Consider the following 16,670-nt stretch of genomic DNA (forward strand, 5'->3'; position numbering starts at 1 on the left):
TGTCTCCAATGAGATAATCCACCCGTTATCTAGTTCTGGTCGACGGGGACGACGATGGGACGCCCAGAGTGGGGATCGGTGATGAGGTCGCAGTTCAGGTTGTAGACGTCGTGGATGAGGTCGGGGGTGACGAGGTCGGTGACCGGACCTGATCCGACGATCTGACCCTCCTTCATCATGATGAGGTTCGTTGCGTAGCGGAAAGCGAGGGTCAGTTCGTGGAGGACGGCGACGATGGTGACGCCTTCGCGCTGCAGATTGCGTGCGAGATTGAGTACTTCGATCTGATGGGTGATGTCGAGGTACGTGGTGGGTTCATCGAGTAGGACGATGGGGGTTTGTTGCGCGAGCACGAGGGCGATCCAGACGCGTTGCCGTTGTCCGCCCGAGAGTTCGGCGACGAAGCGGTCCGCGAGATCGGTGACGTTTGCTCGTGACATCGCTTGTTCGACGGCTTGTTGGTCGCTTGCTGACCATTGTCGGAACATGCCCTGATGGGGGTATCTGCCGCGCCCAATCAGATCTTCAACGAGGATGCCGTCGGGTGCGTGAGGTGATTGAGGTAACAAACTCAATCGGCGGGCGACATCTTTAGGGGGGGTATCGCTGATGGGTGTGTCGTCGAGGTGAACGGCTCCCGTCGTCGTGGGCAGCATCCTGGCGAGGGCACGAAGGAGCGTTGATTTGCCACAGGCGTTGGGGCCGACGATCACGGTGAATTCACCGTCGGGGATCGACACGTCGAGGTTTTCCAGGATTACCTTATCGCCGTATCCGACGGTGATGTTTCGTGCCTGAAGACGCGCCGTCGGTGTGCGGTGGATGGACTCAGCGGTGGGTTCGGGGGTGCGGGGTGTGTCATTCATGTTCGGTCCTTTCGCCACTCCCTGGAGAGTAGCCAGATCAGGTAGATACCGCCGAGGGAACCGGTGACGACTCCAACGGGAAGCTGTGTGGGGGCGAACAGTCGCTGGGAGATCACGTCTGAGGTCAAAACGAGGAAAGCGCCCATGAGTGCGGCTCCCCCTAGACCGGGTCCACTGGTGCGGGTCAGTCGTCGCGCGAGCTGAGGTGCGGCGAGTGCGATAAACGCGATGGGACCGGCGGCTGCGACGGTGACGGCAACGAGGCTGACGCCGATGATGATCAACTGGATGCGCCGGGTGTCGACCGGGACTCCGAGACCGACTGCTAGATCAGGTCCGGTCAGCATGACTCCCAGGGGGCGGGCGAGGAGCAGGGAGGCTGGGATCAACAGCGCCAGCACGGCTCCGAGGACGATGGTTTCTCCCCAGGTTGTGGCGTTGAATGATCCTGCAAGCCACTGGGCTGCGGTTTGTGCCGCAGTCAGGGATGCCCGGACGATGAGGAGGCCGTTAACGCCCTGCAAGATCGCGGCGACACCGATACCGATGAGGACGAACCGGGTGCCGGTGACGCCACCTTGACGGGACAGCAGATAAACGGTGGCTCCGGTGGCGAATCCGCCGAGTAGTGCACCTAGTCCGATGGCGAGCGGACCTCCATTGAACACGATGATCTGGAGAAGTGCTCCGGTTGCGGCGCCGACGGTGAATCCGGTGATATCGGGGCTACCGAGGGGATTTCCGGTGAGTGCTTGGAAGATTGCTCCGGAGATTCCGAGTGCGGCACCGACGATCAGTGCCATGACGACGCGGGGGGCGCGGAGATCACGGACGAAGAACTGGGTGAGGGGATCATCATTGATCCCGAGGAGTGAGCGGATAACCTGCGTTGCGGAGATCGGGTAGTCGCCGAGCATGAGTGCGAACACGATGACGATGCAGGTTGCCATCGCGATGATCAGACCGGCGAAGAAGGCCCGCCGTTCGATCCGTAGGGTCCAGGGTCCGCGGCGGATGAGGAGGTGCCGGGACCGGGAGGTTTTTTGGAGAATGCGCTGGTTGTTCACAGTGACTCGATCCGACGACGGCGAACGATGGCGATAAAGAAGGGTCCGCCGAGAATTGTGGTGACAATCCCTGTCTGTAGTTCTTGTGGTGCCATGATGATCCTGGCGATGATATCTGCGGTGAGAAGAACAACTGGAGCGGATAACGCGGAAAAGGGTAGTACCCAGCGTTGGTCGGGTCCGCAGATGAACCGCGCGATGTAAGGCACGCCAAGACCGATGAACATGATAGGTCCGACTGCGGCGGTTGCTGCACCGGCAAGAAGTGTCACGGCAATCATGACGAGGGTGCGGATTAGGCCGACTCGTACTCCGAGGGAGCGTCCTTCTTCGTCGCCGAGGGCGAGGGCGTTGAGACTTGGTGCGGTCGCGAAGGCCAGGAGAAGGCCGATGATGATGAAACCACTGACTGCGATGAGTACTGGCCAGCCGCGCCCTTCCACTGATCCGGTCGCCCAGAAGCGGAACTCGTTGAAAGCGTGCCGGTTGGAGAGGATGACAACCTGCACGATGGATGAAACGGCCATCGTGACTGCGACACCGGCTAGTGCGAGTCGGACGGGAGTTGGCGCGGATCGGCCTGCGCCGCCGAGAACGTAGACGACGACGGCAGCCAGAGCTGCACCGATGAAGGCGAACCACAGGTAGAACCAGATGCTCGTTATTCCGGCGACGGCTACCGCAAGAACAACGGCGAGTGAGGCTCCCGCGTTGACACCGAGGACACCGGGATCAGCCAGCGGATTTCGGGTAAGGGACTGCATCAGGGCGCCGGCGCAGCCAAGTGCGGCGGCGACGATGATGACGACGATGGTCCTCGGTACTCGTTGCTCGTGAATCACAGTGGATTCGAAACTTGTATCTGGACTGATCAGCAGGTGCAGCACATGAGACACGGGGATCGGGTTAGATCCGATCATCAGTGACGCAATGATGAGGACGAACAGCAGGGCTGCGGAGACGAGGAACCCGATTCGACGACGGGACCGGTACATCGCTAGTTGGTGCTGTCAGGACGGTTGCGGTTGGTGTACAGGTAGGCACCCACCCCTGAGAGACCCACGACCAGGATTGCACCGCCGATCAACATACCGACGATGGGAGCCTGTCCGTTTGCCGCCTGGGCAGTCTGTTGGACGGGAACGTAATCGTAATAGACGTCGCCGTCCTCACCAGATTCCATGACCTTGTCACCTGTGGTGCCTGATCCACCGGCAGATAGCTTTGACTGCTCCAGTGGTTTCTTCGCGGCTCCACCGCCGGCCGGGCGGGATGCTCCGCCGTTGGCCGGGCGGGCTGCCCCGCCGCCTCGTTGGGCACCGCCAGCTGCAGGTTCATCGATGACGCGGGTGATGGTGGAGCGCTGGCCACCACCTCCACCTGTTTCGCGGTTGCCTCGCGAGCGGCTATTATCTCGAGCCGCCTCGGTGCGGCGCGCTCCACCACTGTTGTCGCGAGCAGCGTTGTTGGCTCCGGCACCTGTGCCACCGGTGCCCGCGTCGGTACCGCTGTCGGAATTACTATTCCCCGAGGTCACGGTGAAGTAATCACTGCGGTGTGAGTATCCGAGAACTCCGAGATCACCGTCGCCGCTGACGGGTTCGTTCGCCAGGAACCTAAGCCAGTGCTGTCCGCTATTGATGCTGCAGGGAATGTCGACGGAACCTGAGGCGCTACCATCGGAGCCGATAACCTGCGAAGCGACGACACCGGTGCCGTGGGTTGACTGGTCGAAACCCGCGCCGTCATCAATCTTGATGTTCAGCGTTTCGCCGGCGGGGAAACCTGATACTGAGTAGCTCAGGGACTCACAGGGTTCGATCGTGGTCGGGGAGATCGACGAGGAGGTTCCTGGGGTGTTAGGGCTGGCCCCTCCCGGGGGCACCGCCCAGGCGGTGGGTAAGGTGATCAGGAAGGCGGTAGAGAGAATGGCGCCTGCGGTAGTGATGCGTGATGTGAAGGTATTCATGTGTGCTCCAGGAAATCGGTGGGTTGAGAGCTGTGCGGAGAGGAAGTGGCGTAGAGGTCAGCTTCGGCGGCGGGTGAGGAACATTGCAGCAAGCATCGCCAATTGGGCGATGGCGAAGGCACCAAGGATGAATGCCCAGTCGGCGCCCGTCATGAGCGGAGCAGTTGCGGCGACAGACTTCGGAACAGATGCTTGTTGTGCGTCATATGCTGCGGCTCCACCGTGAGAAGATGTTGTCGCTTCGCCCCCGGGGACATCAACCCAACCGAGAAGATTCTCTGAAGAATCAACGAGCGCGACCTTATAGTTATCGCCGCTGAGCCCCGAGACGTCGAGAAGCATCTGCTTGTTCTCGTCGAGCTGCGCCCAGCCGATCGCCTCGGGCTTAGGACCGTAGGTAAAGAGGTATACCCAGTCTCCGGCCTTCAGATCGGGCACAGTTAACGTGAGTACACCCTCGTCGTCGATGGCGGACTCTATGTTTCCCTGACGGCGTGGAGTCAGGTTGGCGATGTTGAGGACAGGTGGTTTGGGAGTGTTCTCCGGCTGGGCCGGATAGCTGGCCGGAGTCTGTGCACCCTGGGCTGCCCCACCTCGGTTACCGGTTACCTGCCCGCCACCTTCTGCAGCAGTGGAACGTCGCCGTATGACGGTGACGACGCTGTCACCAGGATCATCATTGCGCTGGCTATCAGTTTCGGATTCGCGCACACCGTCAGACGTTCGATTGTCGGTGTCAGTACGTTTGGTGTTGTCCTTCTGTGGGGCGAGACCATTCAGTGCGCGGGACAACTCTGTTAGTTTTCCCGAGAAGCCGTCGATCGCAGTCGCGATGGGGAGGATACTGAAGATGAAAGCCATCTCGTCCGTCGAATCCCCGGGACGTTCTTTCAGCGTGATAGGCGTCCAGCCGAACAGTTCACCGGTATGCCCCTGGTTCCCGGACTGCAGAACCAACTTCAGTGGCCCCTCTGGTATGTCGATGTCAGTCAGTGGGAGAAGGACCTGACCCGAATCGGTCACGGTGTACCAGTTGTCGTCCCACGGCAGACGGCGCGAGGTGTCATCAATGTAGGCACTGGCGAAGATCCAATCACCTGGCTGGGCGCCTGGAATCGTGACGGCTAGCTGGTCATTATCTCGTGTGGCGGAGATCCCACCGCGGAGTGCCTCCGTGAGGTTCTCTGTATAGTGCAGCGGTTCGGGAATCCCACTCGGACGATAGTCGCCCACCACGAATTCTGTATCCTTGCTGCCGCGTTTCGGCAGAGTCCTGGTTTTGTCTCCTTCTTTTAGGGTACCGGTGAGAATCCGAATGGTGTGGGCACCGGTGGTGAAGGCGGGATCGGAGCCATAGGGCCCACTGGTCGTGCCGTCCGGAAGCGTGAGGTCAATCGTGAAATCACCAGTGTGATCATCCGCTTGGACGATAGCCCAGATGGTGTCGTTGTCGTGTACCTTGTGCCCGGAAACGTGTTTGTACAGACCGTCGTCGATCTTGATGGCGATTTTCGAACCGCCGTCGGTGGGATGGCAGAAGCCGGTGCCCGATATCTTCAGGGTGCCACCGGGTACGGCCGTGGGGGCGACGGTGACCAGTGCTTTGTCGGTGCTCGGCGTACAGGTGATGGTGTCACCCTTGTCCGGCTCAACCCACTCGACACCACTGATTTTCAGCGGGTCGAGAACCAGCGAACGTTGTGCGTCGGCACTGCTCGCTAGGCCACTGGTCACGGTGACACTGAGTTTTTGGCCGGGTTCAAGATCCTTGGGAAGGTCGAGGTCGATGCTGAAGGTGCCATCATTGTCGGCCTTGAACAGCTTCCAGATTGTCGGTTCGGGATTTCCGTTCTTGGGATGGTTGACGACATTATCGCCGGTGCGCTGGTACGTACCCTTCTCGCCATCGGCGAGCTGATAGTAAAGCTTGACTACAAGTGTCGACCCGGTACTTCCGTCCGTTGATTTCCAGTTCTCACCAGTGAGTTTCACCGTTTCCCCGGGTTCCACAGAGTAGGGTATCTCGACCGACGCGCCATCCTCGGTCGTGCCGGAGACGGTCTCTTCCTTCGTGTCGGTCAGGAGTAGTGGAGCAAGGAGGCCTGTGACGTCCTCGAACTGGTCAGATGCACTCTCGGCTTCGGAGGCATCGGTATGGTCACCACTATCGTCCGGAGACGGGGCGGTGAGGGGGGCCTCCACGGTCGTGTCGCTCTTGGGTGCGGACATCGTCGTCGAGGCTGTGGTGCTGGGATCATCGACCGCCGTGGCGAGAGGTAAGCCGAGGAAGTGTGGGGTTATGAGGGCGGTGACGGCGAGTGCGCCGACCCGGTGGAGTCGACGGCGGGAAGACGGATACACGACTGGTCCTTCAGTGGAGGGGATGTAGTGGGTCACGATGCGAGCTGTGCCACGTCATCGACGATGTTGTTCATGAGCAGGGGACCACCGGTACTGGTCCATAGATCACCGGCGACGGGAATGATCGTACCGTCCCGGTATGCCTTGAGATCGGTAAAACCGGGTACTTCCTCGGCTTGGGCGAGAGCGGATTGAGCTTCCTCGAGGTTCGCGGCACCACCGGCAGAGGGGTTGTTGACACTGGACCCTCCAAGGGTTCCGAAGAAGATGTAGTCTGCGTCGATGTCCCGAAGGTTCTCCTGGGAAACTGGCTCCGAGTGACCTCGCCCCCGTCGGTCTTGGTTTGGCGGCCTATGGAGTCCTAGATCTTCGAGTGCGGTTCCTGCGGGCAGTTCCTTCAGGATCAGAGCAGCGGAGTTGCCTTGCCAACGCACGATGGAGAATGTGGAGTCTCGGTAGTCAGACAACATCGCTTTCACTTCTGCGACGTGGGCGTCGTAATCAGCTATCACATCCTCAGCGGCATCCGACATATTCATGGCATCGGCAATATGTCGGAAGTTGATCCGCCAGTCGCCGCCAGCGTAACCGGTGTAGACAACGGGTGCGATCGCCCGCAGCGCCTCGATCACCGGGGGATTATTGTTGATGCTTGTGCCGTCGACGAGGATTAGGTCAGGTTTGGCAGCACCGATAGCCTCGAAGTTCGGTTGAGCGACGTTACCGAGCAGCGGTACGCCCTCAGCCATGGGGCGAAGGTAACCGGCGATGTCATTTTGCCCACGGCCGGCGACTGCGCCAGCCGGGGTAACACCAAGAGCGAGAAGACCGTCCAGTGTGGGTTCAGACAGCGCGACAACACGCTGGGGTGAAACCGGAACGTCGACACTCGTCCCCTGGACATCGGTGATGGTGCGCGTTTCCGTTGTGGTCTGCGAAGCGGTACCCCCGTCTCCCGTACAGGCGGTGAGACCGAGTGCTGTGGCACAGGCAAGTGCCGCAGCACGAAGGAAATCGCGACGTTTCATTTGTTGAACTCCTCGTTATCGGTGTTCTGTAGTTATTCGGTGGCCGAAGATGCCGATTCCGAGTGGCAAATACTCTCGGTATCAGCTCACCGGCCACCCGATGAATGGCACCAAACCTGGCCGGAGAGCAGAACCCGATTTTGTAGGTTCAGCTGTTCCGGCCAGGTGAGGTTAGTCAGCGGATGGAATGGTGGCGTGGATCAGAGGTGCAGAAGGTGACGGAGCTGGACCGGCAGTACATGGACCGGAATGATTCCGATCTTTGCGAGGAAGCCGAACAAGGCAGCTAAGCCGCCGAGGACACCGAATGTCACCAGGAATCCGGTCAAGAGCTTCGGTAGGCGCGGTGCCGGTGTGGACGAGGTGGTCGTCGGTGCCGGTGTGGACGAGGTCGTCGTCGGTGCCGGTGTGGACGAGGTGGTCGTCGGTGCCGGTGTGGACGAGGTGGTCGTCGGTGCCGGTGTGGACGAGGTGGTCGTCGGTGCCGGTGCTGTCTCGACGGGGGTGAATCGGAAGAACCCGTCCTTGTTAGCACCGGTACGGCTCACCTTGTTGGTGACGAAGATCCGGCCCTTGTTATCAACCTCAAGATCATTGGGGTAGATCCCGGCATCGAGGTTCGCGACCTTTTCGTTGGTCTTGGGATCAATGACGGTGACGGTGCCGGCCGTACGGTTGGTGGTGTAAATCCGCTTGGTCACGGGGTTGTACACCACGGACAGAGCCTGGTCACCGGTGGGAATGTCAGCGACAACGGCTTTCTTTGCCGGGTCGAAGACCACCACGTTGTGGGTGTCCTGGCTGGCGATGTAGAGGTAACCGGTCTCCGGATCGATGGCCAGCCCGGATGCGCGGCCAACCTTGTCCTCGGGGAGATCGTACACCGTGACGGCCTTGGTCCGGACGTTCACCTTCACTGCCTTCGGAGCACTCTGGGAGACGCTGTAGAGGTCTCCGGTCTCCTGATCCAGACGTAGTGTCATCGCGCCGGAGAAACCGGGGGTCGGAAGCTGCTCGTAGGTCTTGGTCTCAGCGTTGAACACGGTGAGGGACTCGGCATCGGAACGCGGTGAACCGACGTAAGCGAGGCCAGTGCTTTCGTCGATCACGACGTCACGGCCATGAGAAACGACATCGGCAGGGAACTGGTGAATCAGATTGAGGTCGGCGTCGTAGACCGCGACGGAGTCGGCTGTCGAGTTTGTGGTCCATACACGATCACGCTTCTGATCAAGCCCGACACCGAAGACCTGGGCGTTATTGTCGCCGGTCGCCTTGGGCTCGATCTCCTTCTCAACCTTGAGGGTGTCCGGATTGACGATCATGAGGCGCGTACCGGCCTTGTTGGAGGAACGGTCAGTCCGGGCAACATACAGCTTGCCGTTGTTGTGGTTGAACCGAACTTGGTACAGGCCGGGGTCGAGTTCAGCCTTTTCCACGGTGTACTTATCCGTGCCGAAGAGGGAGTTGTCGGGTGTGACGGTGTAGTACGTTTCGGAGGTGCGCTCATTTCCATCAACCGTGTACTTGATGGTGATCGGTTTGCCGAGTAGGTCCTCGTTCCCGGGAATCTTCACGTCCGTGATCTCGGCGAGGGAATCATCGTTGGAGACACCCTTCTGATCGCCGGTCAGGAAGTTGGTTTCACCGACACCGACGAAAGTTACTGATGCGTCCTTGGGGAGGCCGACAACCTGAACCTTGACGGTGGAGTTCTGAGCTGAGTCATCGAGGCCATCAACGGTGCTCGAGAGAATCTTCACCGACGGATTAACGATGACCTCATTCGAGACGGCGCTGGTCTTATTCTCATCCTTGGCCTGGACCTTGACAACAACCGGAACACCGGCGTTCAGCCCCTCCTTCGATGAAACGTAGGCTGTACCTTCGGCCGTACCGTTCTCATCAGTGGTGATGGTCTTTGACTTATGTCGACCCGTTGACCACTTCGCTTCCGTATCATTGACGAAGGGTATGAGATCGGTGTTTGCCGGGAAACCGGTGATCTTTACAGGAATCCTGATGGAACCACTGCGCGAGGACTTGTACCCGTTCTCTGCGGTAACGGTGGGCTGAGTGGCCGGGGTTTCACTGGTCTTTTCGGTGACGGTGAACCAGACGAAGTTGGAGACTTTAGCGCCGCCGTTCTTGTCACCGCCCAGGACACGGAGCCAGTAATCGCCCGGTGTCAGATTTTCCGGAACAACGATATTGAAGCTAAGTGAACCGTCATCACCGGGAAGTTGGTCGCCGCGAAGAATCCCCGTGCCATCTTTGACAATGGCCAGACCGCGGTCACCCTGTTCCCCGATTGCGATCTTGCCGTCATTGATCTTGACGGCCATCTGATCGTTGTCGGGACGCTTGGCGAATCCGGTGCCGTCGATATGGAGGACGCCTCCCTGTTCGACTGTTCCGGCGGTGAGGGTGCCGTCGCCAGTAATTTTTCCGCCGCCACCGGGCTTATCACCGGTCACCGATACACGGGGAGTTTCACCGGCATCGTTATCGTCGCTACCCGGCTCAACGACCTTCATCCACGCGTAGGCTGAGACGGTATCAGCACCGGTATCTTCGTCGTCCGAGCCTAGTACGCGGATCCAGTGGTACCCGACCGGCAGATCCTCGGGGAGACGCAGGGTGACGGTGAAGGTTCCATCATCGCCAGGAAGGTTCGAAGTGAGTTCGCCCCATCCACCAGAGACCTTGTCGATGGTGGCTCCGGTTTGATCATCGGGGAACCCATACTGTCCGGTAGCGGGGGCGGGCTTGTTATCACGACCATCATTGATCTTGAAGGTGAGGGGATTTTCGCTCGGACGCTTCTTGAACCCTGTCCCCTGGACCGTGACCAAACCACCCTGAGTGACGGTCTCTTCTGTGACGGAGATCTTCCCACCCTTGTGCTTATTTGGAGCAATGGGGGTTTTGCCGGTCGCTGACTGCGTCGGTGCTTCTTCAGCGGCGAACGCGATAGTCGGGGCCACTGTGGTGACACCGGTTGTCAGGAGGGATACGGAGAGCATCGCGGCGATGGCGCGCTTTCCGATGGTACGAGAGTGATGTTGCTTCATGAATGCACAGGCTTCCTTGGTAGAGGGGCGGGCCGGGTCACTCATGGCCGATCAAACCGTGGCCTCGCTATGTGGGATAAGCCCGCCCAGTGAATAAACTAAGCGATGCCTACCTTAGGTACGCCTTGCCTGTATTACAAGTGGATCTGTGGATTTTGCGATGATGCATGAGCACAGTTGACTGAAGCAGGAGCGATAATTGTGCACAATGTGGCACATCTAGTGATCTGTGCTGTGTGTTTCATCGTGCGGGGTTCATTTCCACCCCCACTCGTTCCTACCCTCGAATTCCACCCCCACAACCAGCGTCGTCCGCAGATAATGTGAAGACGTGGAGCCCGAATTGAGAGCATTGGGGTGTCCCAGTTGGTCGCAGGTCGACGTTTGGCTTCTTGAGGTTAGCGTCTGGTGGATACAGCTGTGCGTGAGGCCCGCAAACCGTTGATGATGATGACGATCTCAGCTACTTCATGGATAAAAACGATCATTGCGAGCCCGAGTACGCCGGTTAATGCCAAAGGTGGAAGAACAAGAATCACGGCCAGCGCGAGTGCGATGTTCTGGTTCATGATGCGCCGTCCGCTCCGCGCGTGGGCGAGTGCCTGTGGAAGCAGGGTGAGACTGTGCCCAGTGAAAGCGATGTCAGCGGACTCAATTGCTGCGTCAGTCCCCGTTGTTCCCATCGCTATCCCAATGTCGGCCGATGCGAGAGCGGGTGCGTCGTTAATGCCGTCGCCCACCATGGCCCAACCTGACCCGCTGACTACCGCAGCCTTATCTACAGGCAGGAGTTCGGCGCGAATGTCCCGGATCCCGCAGTCGGTGCCGACGGCGGAGGCGGTGCGGAGATTATCGCCGGTAAGCATCGTCACCTGCATACCCATGCGGTGCAGCGCGGTGATCGTGTCCGGGGCTTCGTCACGGAGAGAATCAATGATGCCGATGATGCCGATAGCCGCATCATCGGCGCATACCACTATGACTGTCCGTCCATCCGACTCGAGCTCGTCCACCCTGTGCTGCAGTGCACCAGGTGGGTTGAAGCGGGGGCTGCCTACGGTGATGCGGCGTCCGTCGATATGCCCACTGATTCCTTGTCCAGGATGTTCCTCAATATCCTGCGCATCGGGGATATCGACCTCTGCTACGGCTGCCGTGACCGCTGCGGCAAGCGGGTGGGTGCTGTGTTTTTCCACTGCGGCGGCGAGAGTGAGAAGGTCCGGGGGGCCATCGACGGACACCACGGTCGGTGTGTTGCGGGTGAGTGTGCCCGTTTTGTCGAAGGCGATGCGGTTGACGGCACCGAAACGCTCGAACGCGGCACCAGACTTGATGATGACACCGAAGCGACTGGCCGCTCCGATTGCGGAGATGACGGTGACCGGTACCGCTATGGCGAGTGCACAGGGTGAGGCAGCGACGAGCACGATCAGGGCGCGTTCGATCCAGACGTCCGAGTCGCCGAGCAGTGAGCCGATGGCTGCGACGGCCACCGCCATGAGTAGGACACCGGGTACGAGAGGTCTGGCGACGCGATCCGCCATGCGCGCGCGGGTGCCTTTCTCTGCCTGGGCGCGGGTGACGATGGAGACAATCGTGGTCAGGGAGTTATCGGTGCCTGGGGCATCCGCGTGGATGTCGAGGGGTGATCCGACAGCGATGGAACCGGCAGGTGCTGGATCTCCCGGACCGACGGTCATGGGAATGGACTCTCCGGTGACGGCCGAGGTATCCAGGGCACCTTCACCGCCGACCACGGTGCCGTCGGTGGGGATGCGTTCCCCTGGGCGGACAATCACGGTGTCACCGACGTTGAGTGCGGTGATCCCAATTGTCTCAGTAGTCGTGTCGCGGCGCACGGTCACTGTTTCTGGAATGAGGTTAACGAGGCTACGCAAGCCGGCCCGGGCCTTCTGCATTGCTCTTTCCTCGAGCGCCTCGGCGATGGAAAACAGGAACGCCAGGGCAGCGGCTTCCCCGACGTAGCCGAGCGCGACCGAACCAGTAGCGCTGATGGTCATCAAGAGGCTGATGCCGAGTCGTCCGCCGGGCTGGCCGGTGATGAGTTTGCGCATGGACTGCGGGATGAACCGTGATCCGCCGAGTATCAGCGCGATCCAGAAAAGTCCGGGATGGATGAGGTGTCCGAGGAGCAGCGCCACCCCGGAGACCAACGGCACGAGAAGCGCCGGGTCCCGCCACCACGGGGTTCCCGGTTCGTCCCGGGCGGCGAGTAGCTCACCGGCTGGCCGTTCTGTTGTGGTGTCTTCGCCACCGCAGCATGCGTCGCTCATCGGCCCGCCTCCGCGGGGGTCTCGTTGAGACAGGTCTCCGGATCATCACACACGGTCAGGACGATGTGGGTCATGTTGCGGAGGCTTTCTGCGAGTTCGGGTCCGGCGAGGACGTAACGGACCTTTCGGCCTTCGGGATGGGTGCGGACGAGACCGCAGTCCCGCAGACAGGCGAGGTGATTGGAGACGTTCGCCCGGGAGAGCTCCAGCTGTTCGGCGAGTTGCGCCGGGTAGTGATTACCGTTCAGAATTGCGAGGAGCATTCTGCAGCGGGTCGGGTCGGCGAGTGCGCGGCCCAGGCGTACGAGCGCCTGTTCGTGGGCTTCGGTATGGCTCATCCATCAAACAGTACACTGAATGATGAACTATTGGGAAGGGTGACCGATCCGGGTAGGCCCGTTGTCGAGTGCCGCGGTGATCGTCTGCCTGAACCTCTCCGACAGTTCAGGCAACCTATCGACGGAGAACCAGTGGGCGTCGGTGTTCTCGTCGTCGGCCGCGTGCGCACATCCGGGTTCTCCCACCACCCGGCACAGAAGTGCGGTGTCCATGTAGGAGGCTACGTTGCCGTTCGGGTAGGTTACCGGACCCACGGCCCATACCCGTAGTACCCGGTTGACCTTGGCGTCGACGCCGGTCTCCTCGGCAATCTCACGGACTGCAGTGGCGTCGGGTTGTTCACCGGGATCGACTATCCCGGTGACGGGCGTCCACGCACCCGTGTCGGCACGACGCACAAGAAGCACCTCCGGAGGTTGACCCTGCAGCGGTCGCGGGACGCAGGACAACGGCGGTGACTCCCGGTAACCATAGTGGCGCATGCTCTATCCGCTCACGCAACTCGAGGATGAAGTCCGGGGTGGGCATCGCACCGTCACTTAGTTTCCGTCGGCCCGGCTGGCCGCTCGTCGTAGGGCGTCGAGGTCAACGTCCGGTGACGCTGGCTGATCGTCGGTGCCGCCACCGCCGCAGCATTCGCCGCCTACCGAGCACCCACCGCTGGCCTCCGCATTCTGGTTGGCCGCGACATCCGCCGCGGCCGCGATCCGCGCACCGAGGCCCGCGCCCGCCCCCACGAACACGAGACCGGCGATCGTGGCAATCGCGGGTAGGAGCCACATCCAACCCGACGCACCGATGCTGGTGACGGTGCCGACGAGAGTGAGCGTGCCGCCGGCGATCCACAGCGGACCGGCGGCTCGGTGTGCGAGTGTCCAGACTTCCTCGGATTTCCGGACCTCGGCCACACGGATACCCAGGACCGGGTTTCCGGGGAGTTTCCCAGTCCATCCGAGCACACCAGTAACGAGGATGAGCAGCGCGAGAACGAGCAGGACGATGGAGATCACGATCATGGCTCCAAGTCTAAACCCCAGGTGTGCAGAACCATGATGATCTCTCCGCCGCAACGACATCTGGGGCGTGCCCAGTGGCGCCCTGGCCGACGCCGGACACCTGAAATATGCCGGCCCGGGAGAAAAACATTGGTGTGTGCTGGACCTGATCCCGTATCGTAAGTATCAGATGTCGAAAATCTGTGGCTTCACACAGGTCCGACTCAGCCCACGCCTGTGTATCCCCGGTCGGTTCCGCCGCCGGAGTGGTCGCCGGCGTCGGAATCCTCTATCCGTCCCGTATCTCCGTGAAAGCCCGGCTATACGGTGCACCGGAACACCCACCGACCTAGGTAGAACACATGGACTTAAAAAGACTGTCTTCTTCACTGCTGTTCAAGATTATCGTCGCGATCATTCTCGGCATCATCTGTAGCTTCTTCTTCCCGGATTCGCTCGCCCGCGTCTTCGTCACCTTCAACGAGCTGTTTGGCAACTTCCTCGGATTCTTCATTCCGGTGCTGATCTTCGCCCTGATCACACCCGCCATCGCGGGCCTGGGTCGGGGTGCCGGCAAGTGGCTCGCCGTGACGACCGGCATCGCCTACGGCTCGACGGTCTTCGCAGGTCTGCTCGCGTTCGGGGCATCCTCGCTGCTATACCCCTCTCTGCTTCGGAACCAGGGAATGGTTGATGCGGTGGACGTCGGTGAGGGAGCATTGAGTAGCTACTTTACGATCGACATGCCGGCGCCCTTTGGGGTCATGACGGCCCTGCTGCTGTCCTTCACCCTCGGTGTCGCAATGACTGCGGTCAAGAGCGATACCCTCTACAACACGGTTCGCGACCTCGAGCGCGTGATTATGCGGGTCATCGCGCGATTCATCATCCCGTTGCTGCCCATCTTCATCTTCGGTCTGTTCCTTTCCATGGGCATGAACGGCAACCTGACCTCCACGCTGACGTCCTTCGGCACCGTGCTGATCATCGCCATCCTGATGACCTTCATCCTCCTGGTCATCCAGTTCGTCATTGCCGGTGCTGCCGCCGGCCGGAATCCGGTGCGGGCGTTCCTCAACATGCTGCCCGCGTACGGCACCGCTCTCGGAACCTCCTCGTCCGCCGCGACGATCCCGGTTACCTACGCCTGCACGAAGCGCAACGGCGTCGCCCCGACGGTCGCCGGTTTTACCGTCCCGCTGTGCGCTACCACGCACCTGTCGGGTTCCATGCTGAAGATCTCACTGTTTGCCTTTGCGATCATGTACATGAACGACATGCAGCTGACCTTCCCGATGGCGATCGGCTTCATCCTGATGCTCGGTATCACGATGGTCGCCGCGCCGGGTGTTCCTGGTGGCGCGATCATGGCCGCCACTGGGCTGCTTGCCTCCATGCTCGGCTTCAACGATGAGCAGGTTGCCCTGATGATCGCCGCCTACATCGCGATCGACTCTTTCGGGACCGCCTGCAACGTCACCGGCGACGGTGCGATCGCCATGGTCGTGAACAAACTCGCCAAGGGTCAGATCTCCCGCTCCGAGCAACAGGAGACCCTCGGCTACGAGGTGGACATCATCGAAGAGGAGGAGCTCGAATCTAAAATTTAGAAGATTCGGGCACTCGCCCGTTGCCCTCAGTCTCGCCCGCCCGACGTCCCCGTGGACTCCGGGCGGGCATCGGCTTTTGGGGTATTTCACGTGAAGCATCCCCGGAGTCCGGTTCCGACCCGTATTACCGTGCTTTCGACCTATCATGTGTCGGGTGACCAAGACTCGAACATTATTAGCATCGCTGCTCGCCGCGGCCTGTGGCGCTCTGGTGGCCCCGAGTGCCGACGCGCTAACACTCAACCCGTGGGCGGTGCCGGACCGGACCGAGATCAGTGTGCGGAACGTCGATGGGACGGTGTTCAGCGTCCGGGGTGACCGTCCCGGCCCCGCACTCTCGCTGGCGAAGCTCTATCTGGCGTACGGTGTTCTCGCCGCCGGGGATCCCGCGGACCGCGACGCCGTGACCCACATGATCCGGACCTCCGACGATCTGACCGCCTCGCGGTTGTCCGCGAAACATCCGACCGCGATCGCGGACACCATCAACCGTTTCGGTCTCCGCCAGAGTCATGCCGGCCCCAACTGGGGATCCGGTGTCACGACCACGGATGACGTCGTCCGGTTCCTCACCGCGGTGCGCGACGATCCGACGGCCGCCCCGATCGTGGGCGCCATGGCGACCGCGAGTCCCTTCGCCGCGGACGGCTATCACCAGAACTACGGGACCGCGACGCTCCCCGGTGCCTGGGCCACGAAGTTCGCTTGGTCCGACGACGGCACCGTCAATGCGACCGGAACATACGGGAACGGATGGACCGCCGCGGCCCGCACCTACGGCCCGCCGGATCAGCTCACCCGGGACGTCCATGCCGCCGTGGGTGAATCCCCCGCTCCGCAGGCACCGGAGCTCGCGGGACCACCGCCCGGATCCAGTTCGTGGGCCATCACCGGGGAACAGCTGAAGCACCAGGTCCGGTGCGTGGATCCCCTCAACCTGCGATACGGGGTACCCGACACGGTACTCATCCCGAGGATGCTGGCCTCTGCGTTCCCCCGCTGCTGACCGCATCCCGGGTACCGCGCACGACCGGATCCCGGGTACCGCGCACGACCGGATCCTGGCC

The 16,670-nt window shown here is 61.0% G+C and carries 12 protein-coding genes and 1 pseudogene; 2 read left to right on the forward strand and 11 right to left on the reverse strand.

Going from position 1 to position 16,670, the window contains the following annotated elements; genetic code table 11:
• Positions 1 to 29: 29 nt before the first annotated feature.
• The 11 genes and pseudogenes from JDV76_RS02485 to JDV76_RS02535 form a co-directional block, all read right to left on the reverse strand.
• On the reverse strand, positions 30 to 866 hold the full coding sequence (locus JDV76_RS02485) for an ABC transporter ATP-binding protein (protein WP_198735258.1): 837 nt from the start codon (positions 864 to 866) through the stop codon (positions 30 to 32).
• Positions 863 to 1,933: a FecCD family ABC transporter permease gene (locus tag JDV76_RS02490; RefSeq protein WP_248140745.1), complete on the reverse strand. Its 1,071-nt coding sequence runs from the start codon at positions 1,931 to 1,933 to the stop codon at positions 863 to 865. The genes JDV76_RS02485 and JDV76_RS02490 overlap by 4 nt, the downstream gene beginning before the upstream one ends.
• The gene (locus JDV76_RS02495; RefSeq protein WP_198735259.1) at positions 1,930 to 2,928 is read right to left on the reverse strand and encodes a FecCD family ABC transporter permease; all 999 of its coding nucleotides are present in this window, start codon (positions 2,926 to 2,928) and stop codon (positions 1,930 to 1,932) included. The genes JDV76_RS02490 and JDV76_RS02495 overlap by 4 nt, the downstream gene beginning before the upstream one ends.
• 2 nt (positions 2,929 to 2,930) lie before the next feature.
• The gene (locus JDV76_RS02500) at positions 2,931 to 3,902 is read right to left on the reverse strand and encodes a hypothetical protein (RefSeq protein WP_198735260.1); all 972 of its coding nucleotides are present in this window, start codon (positions 3,900 to 3,902) and stop codon (positions 2,931 to 2,933) included.
• Positions 3,903 to 3,959: 57 nt separating this feature from the next.
• The gene (locus JDV76_RS02505; RefSeq protein WP_198735261.1) at positions 3,960 to 6,299 is read right to left on the reverse strand and encodes a hypothetical protein; all 2,340 of its coding nucleotides are present in this window, start codon (positions 6,297 to 6,299) and stop codon (positions 3,960 to 3,962) included.
• A complete protein-coding gene (locus JDV76_RS02510) occupies positions 6,296 to 7,291 on the reverse strand; it encodes an iron-siderophore ABC transporter substrate-binding protein (RefSeq protein WP_198735262.1) in 996 nt (331 codons plus the stop codon). The genes JDV76_RS02505 and JDV76_RS02510 overlap by 4 nt, the downstream gene beginning before the upstream one ends.
• Before the next feature lie 200 nt (positions 7,292 to 7,491).
• Positions 7,492 to 10,365 (reverse strand): YncE family protein, encoded by a 2,874-nt coding sequence (locus tag JDV76_RS02515; protein WP_198735263.1) that lies wholly within the window; start codon positions 10,363 to 10,365, stop codon positions 7,492 to 7,494.
• 398 nt (positions 10,366 to 10,763) lie between these two features.
• Complete coding sequence (locus tag JDV76_RS02520; RefSeq protein WP_198735264.1) at positions 10,764 to 12,659, reverse strand: heavy metal translocating P-type ATPase; 1,896 nt, start codon at positions 12,657 to 12,659, stop codon at positions 10,764 to 10,766.
• Positions 12,656 to 12,997 (reverse strand): ArsR/SmtB family transcription factor, encoded by a 342-nt coding sequence (locus tag JDV76_RS02525; protein WP_198735265.1) that lies wholly within the window; start codon positions 12,995 to 12,997, stop codon positions 12,656 to 12,658. Before JDV76_RS02525 ends, JDV76_RS02520 begins: the two co-directional genes overlap by 4 nt.
• 27 nt (positions 12,998 to 13,024) lie before the next feature.
• Positions 13,025 to 13,526 (reverse strand): annotated as a pseudogene (locus JDV76_RS02530) (NUDIX hydrolase).
• Between the two features lie 11 nt (positions 13,527 to 13,537).
• The gene (locus JDV76_RS02535) at positions 13,538 to 14,014 is read right to left on the reverse strand and encodes an SdpI family protein (protein WP_198735266.1); all 477 of its coding nucleotides are present in this window, start codon (positions 14,012 to 14,014) and stop codon (positions 13,538 to 13,540) included.
• Positions 14,015 to 14,355: 341 nt separating this feature from the next.
• Here JDV76_RS02535 and JDV76_RS02540 point away from each other — a divergent pair, with 341 nt between their 5' ends.
• Complete coding sequence (locus JDV76_RS02540; protein WP_198735267.1) at positions 14,356 to 15,603, forward strand: dicarboxylate/amino acid:cation symporter; 1,248 nt, start codon at positions 14,356 to 14,358, stop codon at positions 15,601 to 15,603.
• Between the two features lie 154 nt (positions 15,604 to 15,757).
• Positions 15,758 to 16,609: a serine hydrolase gene (locus JDV76_RS02545; RefSeq protein WP_376993047.1), complete on the forward strand. Its 852-nt coding sequence runs from the start codon at positions 15,758 to 15,760 to the stop codon at positions 16,607 to 16,609.
• The last annotated feature ends 61 nt before the right edge of the window (positions 16,610 to 16,670 follow it).

The sequence above is a fragment of the Corynebacterium marambiense genome (assembly GCF_016342275.1).
Lineage (GTDB): Bacteria > Actinomycetota > Actinomycetes > Mycobacteriales > Mycobacteriaceae > Corynebacterium > Corynebacterium marambiense.

What these genes read in the sequence shown, in the direction of transcription:
- JDV76_RS02485 (WP_198735258.1), bottom strand. Translation starts at nt 866, where the DNA reads ATGAATGACACACCCCGCACCCCCGAACCCACCGCTGAGTCCATCCAC.
- JDV76_RS02495 (WP_198735259.1), bottom strand. Translation starts at nt 2,928, where the DNA reads ATGTACCGGTCCCGTCGTCGAATCGGGTTCCTCGTCTCCGCAGCCCTG.
- JDV76_RS02500 (WP_198735260.1), bottom strand. Translation starts at nt 3,902, where the DNA reads ATGAATACCTTCACATCACGCATCACTACCGCAGGCGCCATTCTCTCT.
- JDV76_RS02510 (WP_198735262.1), bottom strand. Translation starts at nt 7,291, where the DNA reads ATGAAACGTCGCGATTTCCTTCGTGCTGCGGCACTTGCCTGTGCCACA.
- JDV76_RS02515 (WP_198735263.1), bottom strand. Translation starts at nt 10,365, where the DNA reads ATGAAGCAACATCACTCTCGTACCATCGGAAAGCGCGCCATCGCCGCG.
- JDV76_RS02520 (WP_198735264.1), bottom strand. Translation starts at nt 12,659, where the DNA reads ATGAGCGACGCATGCTGCGGTGGCGAAGACACCACAACAGAACGGCCA.
- JDV76_RS02525 (WP_198735265.1), bottom strand. Translation starts at nt 12,997, where the DNA reads ATGAGCCATACCGAAGCCCACGAACAGGCGCTCGTACGCCTGGGCCGC.
- JDV76_RS02535 (WP_198735266.1), bottom strand. Translation starts at nt 14,014, where the DNA reads ATGATCGTGATCTCCATCGTCCTGCTCGTTCTCGCGCTGCTCATCCTC.
- JDV76_RS02540 (WP_198735267.1), top strand. Translation starts at nt 14,356, where the DNA reads ATGGACTTAAAAAGACTGTCTTCTTCACTGCTGTTCAAGATTATCGTC.